The sequence below is a fragment of the Microcoleus sp. T3_A4 genome (assembly GCF_036700465.1).
In the GTDB taxonomy this organism is placed as follows: domain Bacteria; phylum Cyanobacteriota; class Cyanobacteriia; order Cyanobacteriales; family Microcoleaceae; genus Microcoleus.
In genome coordinates this window covers 45,514-58,303 of record NZ_JAUBOY010000022.1, presented here as the reverse complement: position 1 = coordinate 58,303, position 12,790 = coordinate 45,514, and the positions used below count along the sequence as shown (strand labels likewise).

The 12,790-nt window shown below is 46.3% G+C and carries 9 protein-coding genes; 4 read left to right on the top strand and 5 right to left on the bottom strand.

All coding sequences use genetic code 11. The features are described 5' to 3' along the window. Positions 1-2 precede the first annotated feature (2 nt). Entirely contained in the window at positions 3-938 is a 936-nt protein-coding gene (locus tag QUA07_RS14135; protein ID WP_333085106.1) for an exopolyphosphatase, read from the top strand. 123 nt (positions 939-1,061) lie between these two features. On the opposite strand, the gene QUA07_RS14130 is transcribed toward QUA07_RS14135, so the two are convergent. Then, the gene (locus QUA07_RS14130; protein WP_333326105.1) at positions 1,062-1,295 is read right to left on the bottom strand and encodes a hypothetical protein; all 234 of its coding nucleotides are present in this window, start codon (positions 1,293-1,295) and stop codon (positions 1,062-1,064) included. An 11-nt stretch (positions 1,296-1,306) separates the two neighbouring features. Continuing rightward, entirely contained in the window at positions 1,307-2,428 is a 1,122-nt protein-coding gene (locus QUA07_RS14125) for a glycosyltransferase family 4 protein (protein ID WP_333326103.1), read from the bottom strand. A 53-nt stretch (positions 2,429-2,481) separates the two neighbouring features. On the opposite strand from QUA07_RS14125, the gene QUA07_RS14120 reads away from it, so the two are divergent. Continuing rightward, entirely contained in the window at positions 2,482-2,697 is a 216-nt protein-coding gene (locus QUA07_RS14120; protein WP_333326101.1) for a hypothetical protein, read from the top strand. Between the two features lie 768 nt (positions 2,698-3,465). Here the strand turns inward: QUA07_RS14120 and QUA07_RS14115 are convergent. The 3 genes from QUA07_RS14115 to QUA07_RS14105 form a co-directional block, all read right to left on the bottom strand. Continuing rightward, complete coding sequence (locus QUA07_RS14115) at positions 3,466-4,593, bottom strand: type II secretion system F family protein (protein WP_333311836.1); 1,128 nt, start codon at positions 4,591-4,593, stop codon at positions 3,466-3,468. Positions 4,594-4,680: 87 nt separating this feature from the next. Next, on the bottom strand, positions 4,681-5,778 hold the full coding sequence (locus QUA07_RS14110; RefSeq protein WP_333085111.1) for a type IV pilus twitching motility protein PilT: 1,098 nt from the start codon (positions 5,776-5,778) through the stop codon (positions 4,681-4,683). A gap of 92 nt (positions 5,779-5,870) precedes the next feature. After that, positions 5,871-7,877, bottom strand: a complete 2,007-nt coding sequence (locus QUA07_RS14105; protein WP_333326099.1) for a GspE/PulE family protein — start codon at positions 7,875-7,877, stop codon at positions 5,871-5,873. Positions 7,878-9,533: 1,656 nt separating this feature from the next. On the opposite strand from QUA07_RS14105, the gene grpE reads away from it, so the two are divergent. Both grpE and dnaK read left to right on the top strand, forming a co-directional pair. Continuing rightward, on the top strand, positions 9,534-10,328 hold the full coding sequence (grpE, locus tag QUA07_RS14100) for a nucleotide exchange factor GrpE (RefSeq protein ID WP_333326097.1): 795 nt from the start codon (positions 9,534-9,536) through the stop codon (positions 10,326-10,328). A gap of 296 nt (positions 10,329-10,624) precedes the next feature. Further along, positions 10,625-12,730, top strand: a complete 2,106-nt coding sequence (gene dnaK / locus QUA07_RS14095) for a molecular chaperone DnaK (protein ID WP_333326095.1) — start codon at positions 10,625-10,627, stop codon at positions 12,728-12,730. Positions 12,731-12,790 lie beyond the last annotated feature (60 nt).

Here is a 12,790-nt window from a genome sequence, read left to right as displayed (position 1 = left end):
ATATGCCACTCACTAAAAAATACAGATTAGTCACCCGCAGCGATTTTGACGGTCTTGTCTGTGCCGTTTTGCTCAAAGAACTCGATATGATCGACGAGATTAAATTCGTGCATCCTAAAGATATGCAGGATGGGAAAATCGAAATAACAAATAACGATATTAGCACCAATTTACCCTATGTTGATGGAGTTCATCTAGCTTTCGATCACCATTTCAGCGAAACTCTTAGACACGAGAAAATCAAAATTAACCACATCATCGATCCCTATGCAGCTTCAGCAGCTAGGGTACTGTACAAATATTATGGAGGCCAAGCAAAGTTTCCTGATATTTCTGAGGCGATGATGGCAGCCGTTGACAAATCAGATTCCGCTCAATTTGCCCAAGAAGAGGTTCTGCATCCACAAGAATGGGTGTTGTTAAACTTCATCATGGACGCCCGAACTGGCTTGGGAAGGTTTAAAGAATTTACGGTTTCCAATTATCAGTTAATGATGCAGTTAATCGATTACTGCAAAAATCATACCATCGATGAGATTTTGCAGCTTCCTGATGTAAAAGAAAGAGTAGACCTCTACTTCGAGCAAGAAGAAAAATTTAAAGAGCAAATACAGCGATGCGCCAAAGTTTATAATAATTTAGTTGTTTTAGATTTGCGTAACGAAGAGGTGATTTACGCGGGGAATCGTTTTGTAATTTATGCTTTGTTCCCTCAGTGCAATATATCGATTCACGTACTTTGGGGACTGAAACAACAAAATACTGTTTTCGCAGTTGGCAAGTCAATCTTTAACAAAACTTCTAAAACTAATATTGGGGAGTTAATGTTAAGGTATGGCGGCGGTGGACACCAGAATGCCGGAACTTGTCAGATTGAGAACGATCAAGCTAGTCAAGTTTTGAAAGAGTTAATTGCCCAGATAGAGCAAAATGGTTAAATTGGCTTTATCTTTTTTGCAGTCAGGACTTGAGTCTTTGATTATTTATTTTAATTTTCAGCACTAAAGTCCTTACTACAAACAGGGATTTTTAGGACTGAAGTCCTTACTGCAAACGGGAGTTTAGTCCTCAAGGTTTTGATCTGGCTGGTTCTGGGCATTGAGATTTTCGGAACTGTTGCCTTTTACTCGTGGCAAATGGTCTACCAAACCCATATCAAAAGCAATATCCGGCAACTCATCAGCGTTATATTTTCCTGGCTCAAACAATCGCCCGGGAGTAAAACAAGGCTGTTTCAATCGTACCACCTCCCCCGGTGAAAACATTCCCCTAAACATTTTGCGTTCGAGTCCCATAATTTCTGATCCTAAAACAACTTTCGCATTAATCTTAGCAATTTTTGAGCGGCAGTTTCCCAATTAAATAAATCCGCCGTCTCTCTAGCTTTTTGAGCTACGTGAAAACGCCTCGGGTCTTCAACAATTTTTCGCAACTGTTCGCGAACAGACTGAACATTTGGTTCTGCCCAATGAGGAGCATTTCTGATTTTTAGATACTGAGTATCGTAACAGTTTCCTACGGGAGTTAGATCGTAAGCAATGGGATAGCAGTTTTCAGCATTGGCGTACTCAGTCGGGCCGCCGTACATAGTCATAGCAACGGGCAAACCTGCTGCAAAGGCATCTAAAATTTTAATTGCAAAACCCTCCCCGCGAAACGGAGCTAAAAAAGCATCGGCTGACAAGTATAAATTAGCTAGTTCTGCTTTATTATAAAATTTAGGGATGATCAGAATTTTTGCCTTTAACTTGCCGAGCTGCTTTTCGATATTGGCGAGATGTTCCACTATAACATCGGGATTTTTCCCTCCATCTTTGATTATTAACTCTACCTTAGAATCATCTTTAAACTCTTCACAAAAAGCTTGAATAGCCAGATCCGTGCCAAATCTATAGAAATCAAAAGAATTGGTCATGTGCAGAATATACTTTACATCTTTTTGGTTTTTTTGCGGTCTGGGCAAATAGAGGTGCGAGATTAAAGGATTGAAACCTAGAGGCATGACGGATACGTTTGCTGGCGGACAGCCAGCTTTTATTAAAACGTTTTTAGAGTATTGGCTGACGGCTAGTTTGTGGGATGAAGTGTTAACAGCATCGTAAATCCAGTAATCATAATCATCATGGTTTTGGGCGAATTCGTAATTGATAGCAAAAAGTTCTAAGTTGAGATGTCCGTTGAGTTCTTTTAAAAAATAAGGTTTCCAATAATGAGACCATTTGATCTGAAATAAATCTGAGGGTGTGGTGCTCATCCACTTCGCTAGCAGGTCGTTTTCTTCTGCGGTGGAATTGCGGCTAAGATGAGAGGCTATTGTTGAAGGTGGGACCGAAATAGGAATTCCCATTTGGTGTAAACTTTTCGCCAGGGATAGGGTAATGTCGGTGAAGGAATTAAAGTGTTGAAAACCAACGTTAAAGTGAACCATATTTATTGGTTATTAGTGCAGGGTAATCGCATCTGATTTGGTATAAATTGTACTTGACAAATGACAGAAAATGCACCCGCCAGAGGCAGGGCTGCGGCGGAGACGCGATCGGCGACCAACAAGCAGTTAAACTGGGAATGGACTCCCGGCAGGTATCCCTCACTCAGGCAGATGGAAAAAGGCTGCCGTCAAATCTAGCGCCAACGGAACATTCTGGAACGTGCTATCAAGCGACTCAAGTAATGGAGTCGGATCGCTATTCGATATAAGAAGCTGACTGCCAATTATACAGCCATGATTACGATCGCCTGGATTGTGTTGTGGTTATAGTTTGAAAACACGCCCTAGGCAAAACCACGTGATGGAGATAAATCAACGAGGTGGAACCCCAGCGAGCGTGCTTAGCTTGCTATCAGCATCACACTCAATTTTCATTCCTTAGTTTATGAGCTGCGCTTGAATGATGCTGTCAAATATTTTAAAAATTTCCCTGATCATTATAGATTAATTAAGATGCGATTACCCTGTAAAATCTCTGAATATTTTTTTATTCTTTATATTCTGGGATCGTTCAAATTGGCAAAATTTTCTTCTAAAAAACTGGCATTTAATATATTCGCCCCAGGCAATGAATTTGTTTGTTTTGTTGGTGATTTAAAGTTTGGGTCAAACCTTTTTCCCTTGATAGCACCCATAAACTACAATAACTACATTGAAATTTATTCGGATTTAACTGTAGCATATTTTGGGTTCAAATTAAGATGCGTTTACCCTGAAGCGTAAAGCCAGGATTAGGCAGCATTTAAATCTGTCTGCTTATCCTACTTGACTTTTGTGACATTTTCGTAACTTGTCACCAATGGAAAGACCCTGGTAAGGAAGATTTGGAGGCAGAGCCTCCAAATTGTTTTCTCCTTTTAATCGAGGATGTGCCTCCTCCAAAAGTCTGGCCAGGCAGAGCCTGGGGACGATTGAAATAGTCATTGGTCAGGCGTTAATTGCTACTAACTAATAACTAATAACTCATTAGCCCTTTTTTACAGCTTCTGGAACACTGCGAACATAGGCAGATACATCGACAGCAAAATCGAACCTACGATGCCACCGACGACAACAATCATCAGAGGTTCTAGCATACTGGTAAGTCCTTTTACTGCTTCTTCCACTTCCGTTTCGTAGAAAGCGCCAACTTTCATCAGCATCTTGTCAAGTTCCCCTGTCTCCTCGCCAATTGCCATCATTTGAATGGCCAAAGACGGAAAAACAGCTTGTTCTTGCAAAGCAATACTGATCATGCCGCCGCTTTGAATTTCCTGTCTCGCATATTCGATCGCATTAGATATCGCCTGATTCCCCGCCACATCTCGCACAATTTCCAAAGAATTGAGAATTGGCACGCCCGATCGCGTCAGCGACCCAAATATTACGCAAAACCGAGCCACAGCAGATTTTTCGATCAAATCGCCAAAAATAGGTAATTTCATGGCAATCCTATCAATTTGTAGGCGACCTATTGGAGTTTTGTAGTACAGATCGAAGGCAATTTTTAGCGCTATAATCACCCCAATAACTGTTATCTGTTGGATGGGAGGCCAAGCCGTACAAAATGCACTAATTGCCAGCATAAACACCGTAAAAGCCGGCAAATCTGCACCAATATCCTTAAAGATTTTAGCGAAAGTTGGTAGCAAGAATATGGTCATTGCGAAAAAAATCACGATCGCAATAAAGAACACAGTCTTCGGATAAGACATCGCCGAATTAATTTCAGCCTCCGTCTTGTGATTTTTTTCCATCATCACGGCCAGACGGTCTAGGGTTTCATCGAGCACCCCGCCGACTTCACCCGCCGCCACCATACTGATAAACAGTTGGTCAAAAACATCAGGAAACTTAGCCATTGCCTCTGCCAAGTTTATCCCCTCCTGCACGTCAGCATTCATGCTCCTGAGCGCTCGCTTCAGTTTAGCATTAGAACACTGCTCGTGCAGCACGGAAAGGCATCTAACGATCGCCACCCCTGCATTAAACATAGCCGCAAACTGACGAGCAAAAATAGCCATATCCTTAACAGTAAGACTGGTAAGGTTATATTCAATTTGCTCCTGAATCTTACTGAAATCAAAGCCACCTTTCGGTTTTTGGCGGATAACGTTGGTAGCCACAGCTCACCTCTGAAAATTTATTAAAAGTTATGACTCATCAGTCATTAATTCAGCCTGCGAACTCCTGACTAATGACTGCTGACGGAACTAATGAGCTTTTACCGGGGCGCTACCAACAGGTGCCGGGCCGATCAAGCGTTCGAGTTCGTCAGCCTTAGAAGCCTTGGCCATTGCCGATTCCCAAGTGACTTTACCGCTCTTGTAAAGTTCAGCGAGGGCCATTTCCATCGTCCTCATACCCAATTTTGCCCCCATTTGGATTTGAGAGTAAATCATGGGAGTTTTGCCCTCCCGGATCAAGTTAGCCATAGCTGGAGTATTTACCATGATTTCCATAGCGCAGCAGCGGCCGCCCCCAACTTTTATTACCAAATTTTGGCTGCAAATTCCCACCAAAGAGTTAGACACCTGGGCGCGAACTTGAGGTTGTTGAATGGGCGGGAACACGTCCAAAATCCGATCAATCGTTGCAGCCGCCGAATTAGTATGCAACGTTCCCATCACCATGTGACCAGTTTCTGCCGCCGAAATTGCCAGACCGATCGTTTCCAAGTCCCGCATTTCCCCCACCAGAATTACATCAGGATCTTCGCGCAAAGCAGCTTTCAGCGCATTAGCAAAGCTCTTAGTATCTTCGCCCTTTTGGCGCTGGTGAAACAAACTCTTGATATTAGGAAACACATATTCGATCGGATCTTCCACTGTTAGAATGTGTTCCGCCCGCGTCCGGTTGACCAGATCCAACAAAGCCGCCATCGTAGTAGTTTTCCCGGAACCCGTTTGTCCCGTCACCAACAGCATACCCCTGGGTCTTTCCGTCAGATCCCGCAAAATTTGCGGCACGCCTAAAGCATCTGCGTTAGGAATCTTAGAAGCTAGAGCCCGCATACAAGCAGCCCAAGCACCCCGCTCCCGGTAGACATTGACGCGAAACCGAGCCAATCCCCGAACGCCGTAAGCGCAGTCGAGTTCCCACTCCATTTCCAACTGCTTGCGCTGCATATTGTTGAGCATTTGGAAAATCAGGATCTGCACTTCCTCAGCAGACAGAATGTCGCCGTATTGCGTCTGAGGAGTTAGTTTACCGCTGACTCGGAAGAATATAGGCGCGCCCGCTTGGATGTGTATGTCCGAACCCCCTTGCTCTACCAGGGACTCCAGTACGTCTTCAATCATCAGACCCATAGATACCTCTCCTCGATCAAATTGATAGTTATTGACCAATCTAGCTCAGTTAACAGTCAACAGTTAATAGTCAACAGTTAACTGCTGCTGAATCAATCCAAAAAGCGTGGGGTCAAGCAGTACGGACAATCCAGCATCTCCGGCTTCAATTCCGCCTGACAAGTTTTGCAGGTAAGTCCCTGCTTGCGTTTGGCTTTCATTTCCGCCTCCAGCCCCGAGTCAGTAAACGTCACACGCTCGACTTCTTCAAAGGTAGTCGCGCCTTCCCGCACCAATTGCAAGCTGTAAGCCAACAGCGTTTTCATCCCTTCTTCTACTGCTGCTTCCTTAATTTGCTCTGTGGGAGCTCCTTGAGTGATCAGAGTTTGAAGCCGCTCAGTATTTTTCAGGAATTCGTAAACCCCTACCCGTCCTTTGTAGCCTAGGCCGGCGCACTTCCGACAAAGTTGCTCGCGTTCTGCGAGTTCCTTCCTTTCCTCCACGGGTACAACGTTGGCTTTGTAAACAGTCAGATCAATTTCTTGAGAAGCCGACAGACCGTACTTGCCGAGTTCTGCAGCAGTAGGCTGGTAAGGAATGCAGCATTTGTCGCAAACGCGCCGCATCAGACGCTGAGCCAACACGCCCAACAGAGCGGCCGAAACCATGAACGGTTCTACGCCCATTTCTGCCAAACGCGCCACTGCCCCCGCCGCGTCGTTCGTGTGCAGCGTCGTCAGCACCAAGTGTCCCGTCAAAGCAGCTTCCAGAGCAGTTTTGGCCGTTTCCTTGTCCCGCGTTTCCCCCACCAGCATCACGTCAGGGTCTTGCCGCAAAAATGCCCGCAGAATGTTGGAAAAAGTCAAGTCTTTTTCCCGAATTACTTGACATTGGGTAATTCCTGGCAAAGCATATTCGATCGGGTCTTCCGCCGTACTGATATTAACCCCCGGATCGTTCCGTTCCGCCAGAATCGAGTACAGAGTAGTTGACTTGCCCGAACCCGTCGGCCCCGTCACCAAAATCAGTCCGAACGGACGGCTAGCACTCTCTCGCACTAAAGCCAGAGTTTCTTCGTCGGAGATTAACAAACCCAAACCCAACTGAGTGCTGGAACTGTCCAAAATCCGCAGCACGATTTTTTCGCCGTACCGGGAAGGCAAGCTATTCACCCGGAAATCCACCGTGCGTCCCTCAAATACCCGGCGGATGCGGCCGTCTTGAGCTTGTCGGCGTTCGGCAATATCCAGGTTGGCAATAATCTTGAAACGAGCGGTAATCGATGCGACTACCTGCTTGGGAAACCGGAAATACTCTTGCAGCACCCCGTCTTTCCGCATCCGAATCCGCATGAACTCTTCTTGAGGTTCTACGTGGATGTCAGACACCTTTTCCGACAAAGCTTTAGCCAAAATGATATTGACCGCCTTAATTACGGGAGCCGCCTCAGCATCGTCCAATGTGTTAGCGAGGTCTTCTTGGTCGCTACTCTCCTCTTCTAGGGAGAGCTCGCCAAAATCTCCCTCCCCTAAATCCATCTTTCTCTGTTTTTCGATTTCAGCTTTTTTAGCTTCCCTCTTAACTTGTTCGTCTTGGTAAGCAGAAGTAATGTCCTGGTAGTCGTCCGGCGTAATCACTCGCCGCTGCAAAGCCAAGCCATGAGGCTGTAAAATCCGCCGCAAATCTTCTATGGCGTTGAGGTTGTCGGGATCTACCATTGCCACTAAAACCGCCGCCGGCTCAGTTTCCGTCTTCGCTACGGGTAAAAACCGACCTTGGTGACAAATGTCGAGCGAAATCTTCAACGTCTCGAGCATAAGTCCCAGTTGCTCGTTAGACATTTCGCTCATCTCCGGGTCAAATGCTTCAACCCCGTAGACTATCTTCCGTTCAAACATCTGCTGCTTCTTGTAAAGTCGCAGCAATTCTGGGGGTAACGGCTGCCCGGTAAGTGCTTCTAATACCTCCGTCAAACGCTTGCCCGACTTCTGGCTTTCAATTTGAGCTTGCTTGACTTGCTCGCCGTTGACGTAACCCGACTGAATCATCTTGGTGAGAGCCGGAGTAAAAACGCTTAGAGCAACTATCGATGTGGATCGAGGCGCGGATGTGCTAGTCATAAAAAACACTCAATAGGTGGGAAACTCAGTCACAAAGAGTGCTGAGAGGAAAACCAACGCGGGGTTTTAACCCCCGTATTCTTTGCTTATGGATCAGCTATCATGTTGTTGCTCAATCCCTATCTCTCAAGTGTAAGCTCGTAGTCACCTCTAAGCTTCGTCCACAAATTGACGAGACATTGGAGGGGTTTGCCGATGCTTGCCATCAAATCTTGTTCGTTGAGTGCTAAGTTGCTTACTTATTTGATTAACTTGCGGGATACTCTCGTTATAGCGTCAGGGCACATCACTTGGGGATTCCCCGTACCGGGAGAGAAAAGCGGGGCGGGGTGTGCCCCCTTCCCAGGCTAATTCTATTTTCCCAAATTGTTTGCTCAAATTACACCGTCCGTGGTGGCGCGGTTAGCTGTACTAAATTAAAGATGAGCTATGTTCTGTGATGATAGCTTTTACGAAAGCCTCGATCGCCCTTGTGAAATATATTTTGATTAATTATCTGCGATCGGTCACTGCCCGATCGTCGGCTGCATGAGTTCCCAGGGCAAATTTTGAGCTACTCTAGTTTTGGGTCAGTAAATATTACTTTGATTCTACCCTGGTGTCCGAACCTTTATGACGTAAGCTTGACGGTTCCAAAATCTTGGGAAGAGGCAAACTAGATATCAATCGTACTTAAAGATGAGCACCTCCGCCACACCAGCTAATGTCTATCATTTGACTGGCCAAAATTCGAGATTTCAAGCGACTTCGGCGGTATCGAATCAGAAAAACCACAGCCCCAATTCGCATCAAGATTAACAACCTAGTATCTGAGTTACACAAGCACACAGTTAACTACTTACTCACTCAATACAAATTCCTTTTTCTCCTGACTTGGAAAACTCAGCAAATGGTAATAAATGCCAGCATCAGCTTGCAACTAAAACAGCCTGATCGATGATAATTTAAGTCAGTATCGTTTAAGCAAACCTTGAAACATCAAGCCTCCTAGGTGGGAAATATTGTAGTAGACTTAACAGCAAAATATACTTATAAAAATTGTGGCAAAGGCGATCGCGTTAATGAAAAATGAGGAACCAACAAACGTTGGGTTGCCTCCATTGCTGCCATATTATACGTAAATATCTAAACGGGTCTTTGAATATTTTATGGAAAGCTTTGAGCAATGTCTCCAGAGCTGGCGAGTTTTCCTCTTTTCACATTGTGCCATACATAGTAAATTCCAGTCCTCTAGATTTACCGGGTTAACTGTATCTGCTAGAATTGATAGGGTTCTGTCGCGCAGCTTTTGTCAGGAACTCAGGGCTAAAGCCACTGAGCTTGTAAGAAATTACAAGCTGTTCTGACCAGACCCCTCTCAGGAGGAGACGTTATTCAGGTCACGACACCGGAGAGTGCGACGCCAGTTTTCCGCTCTGTCATCTGCAATTAAACAGTTTTAAAGTCACTGAAACAGTGTTGCAGGTCTAACAAGCCTTTATAACCAGGTCGAGGCGAACATTACCCCGCAAGGGAGAAAGGAGACAACTGTATCTCCATTGGAGGGGCAACCATACCCCTCTAACCCCGAAAGGGGATTCAAGGCGGTTGAAACCGCCGAGTCGTTTTCCTCTCAGGTCTAAAGACTCTGAGTTTCCCACTTACCGAATATTTTTTATGATGGACGAGGAAAAACAGCAAGATCAAGATCCTAACTCAACTGGGGAAACCACCCCAGAGGGTTCGCCAATGGCAAGCGAAAATCCGGCGGCATCAGGAAACTCGAACGAATCGGCGGATTGGGAGCTCGAACTTGCTCGAGCTTATCAAAGTGCTCAGGGCGATCGCACCCCAGCAAACGCATCGGGGCCAACCGTCACCGGCAGTTCAACCAGCATTCCGACTGCAGACGCGGCGGAGCCTTGGAAGAAGGAACTGGCCCAGGCAAACGAGGAAAAAGAGGCTTTAAAAACTCAGTTGCAAGCCGCATCCGCTCAACTAGAAGAACTGAAAAATCAAAATCTCCGCCTAGCAGCAGATTTTGAAAACTTCCGCAGGCGTACCCAAAAGGAAAAAGAAGAGCTAGATTTACAGGCAAGGTGTCTCACGATCAAACCCCTGTTGCCGGTAATTGACAATTTCGAGCGCGCTCGATCGCACATCAAGCCGCAAACCGATGGCGAAATGAACATTCACAAAAGCTACCAAAGCGTTTACAAGCAAATGGTAGACGGCCTCAAGCAAATCGGGGTTTCTCCGATGCGCCCCGAAGGCGAACAGTTTGACCCCAACCTCCACGAAGCTCTGCTGAGCGAGCCAACTGACGAACACGAGGAAGGAACAATTATCCAAGAACTAGAACGCGGCTACATTCTGGGCGATCGCGTCTTGCGGCACGCCAAAGTGAAAGTTGCAGCGGCTGGGCTATCTGTGGTAGCCTCAGATGAAAATCCCGATAGTTCAGAAGGTTAATCGGGAGATAAGCTACTGCATTCCTCAAAGTCACTGACCCCCGAATAGAATTCGGGGGGTCCAAGGTGGCCGACTCACCAACTTCTTTTTAATTAAAGATGACTAAAAGCAGGTCAGCGCTTTATCCAAAAATTCTGAAAAATGTTTTTAGCAGTCTTTGATACTGCTTTAGGACATCAAGTTTATTTCCTACAAATCTAGTCTGGGAATGCTTGTTTAAACAAGCTGAGTCGTTTTTCATCTCCCAACCTGTAGTTGGAGATTTCCAAACATCCCACAAAGTTTTATGAGGCGCTATGGGAAAAATTATTGGAATTGACTTAGGCACAACTAACAGTTGCGTAGCTGTGTTAGAGGGCGGTAAACCCGTCGTGATCGCCAATTCCGAGGGCGGCCGTACAACTCCGAGTATAGTAGGATTCGGCAAGGCGGGCGATCGCTTAGTAGGTCAACTAGCCAAGCGGCAAGCTGTAACTAATGCTGTAAATACTGTCTACAGTATCAAACGATTTATCGGACGGCGGTGGGACGACACGGAAGAAGAACGAGCGCGGACTCCCTATACCTGTATAAAAGGCAAAGACGATACCGTTAACGTCCAAATTCGGAACAAGGTTCACACTCCCCAAGAAATCTCGGCAATGGTACTCCAAAAGCTCAAGCAAGATGCTGAAGCTTATTTGGGACAAACTGTTACCCAAGCCGTGATTACAGTGCCAGCCTACTTCACAGACGCCCAACGGCAAGCTACTAAAGACGCCGGTACGATCGCGGGCCTAGAAGTCTTGCGGATCGTCAACGAACCGACGGCGGCAGCCCTTTCCTACGGGCTCGACAAGCAAAATATAGAACAGAAAATCTTGGTATTTGACCTGGGCGGCGGTACTTTCGACGTTTCTATCCTGCAACTGGGAGACGGAATTTTTGAAGTCAACGCCACCTCCGGTAACAACCATCTGGGAGGAGATGACTTTGACGACTGCATAGTCCAGTGGCTCGTAGAAGCTTTCCGGACTCAAGAAGGCAGTGACCTCTCACAAGACAAAATGGCTTTGCAGCGCCTCCGAGAAGCTGCCGAAAAAGCGAAAATCGAACTCTCCAACCGGGAATCCACCTCAATCAATCTGCCTTTCATCTCTTCTGACGAAAAAGGGCCGAAGCATTTGGAAATGGAACTCTCCAAAGCTCAGTTTGAAAAACTGGTGGCTCATTTGGTGCAAGCGACGATCGATCCGGTGACTCAAGCCCTCAAAGACGCAAGTTTGACCCCCAAAGACATAGACAGAATTATTTTAGTGGGAGGCTCAACCCGGATTCCGGCAGTTCAAAAGGCAATTAGCAAGTATTTTGGGGGCGTTTCTCCCGATAAATCGGTCAATCCCGACGAAGCTGTAGCGGTAGGCGCGGCAATTCAAGCCGGGGTGTTGGGTGGTGAAGTCAAAGACTTGCTGCTGCTCGATGTGACGCCGCTCTCCCTGGGACTCGAAACCTTGGGCGGGGTATTCACCAAAGTTATCGAGCGCAATACAACTATTCCCACCAGCCGATCGCAAATGTACAGCACGGCGGCAGACGGGCAAACCTCGGTAGAAATTCACGTACTCCAAGGCGAGCGGGCATTGGTTAAAGACAATAAAAGTCTCGGCAAATTCCTGCTCAAAGGCATTCCCCCAGCCCCCCGCGGCGTACCTCAAATCGAAGTTACCTTTGAAATCGATGCCAACGGGATTCTCAAAGTGGCTGCTGAAGACAAGGGAACCGGAAAAGAACAAAGCATCCAAATTTCCAATACAGGGGGATTGAGCGAAACCGAAGTCGAACGGATGCGACAAGAAGCCGAACTTTACGCCGACGAGGACATCAAGCGCGCTCTACTCGTCGAACTCAAAAATCAAGCTGACTCCCTCGTCTATAATTGTGGTGTAACTTTAAAAACCAACGCGCAACTGCTGAGCGACGAGCTTAAGGCCGAAGCGGAAACAGCCGCAGCAGCCTTACGGGCAGCGATGACTAACCCCGACATCACAGTCGAGGAACTCACGCCCGCAATCGAATCTTTCAAGCAACTGCTATACTCGCTGGGGACAGCAGTCTACGACCAAGCCCGCAGCGGGGTAGCCCCGTCAGGAGCTGTTGTTGAAAGCGAGATGATGTCAGAAGTAGAATCATCAGAACCAGAAGAGGTTAAAGCGGACGACGACAGCATTTTGCTGAAAGAAGAGCTGCTGGTGGTGCCGGAATCAAAACCGGAACCAAAGCCGGAACCAAAGCCGGAACCAAAGCCGGAGCGACAGTCAAAACGACAGTCGAATCCACAGCCAAATCCACAGCCAAGTCCACAGTCAAAACAAAAACAGAAGGTTCCCGAACCAGAAGTTGATGATATGAATCCTTTCCTTTAAAACAGAAAAGCTAAAAATTAAAAGTTAAAAATTAACAATGAGAATTTTTGATTTTTAATC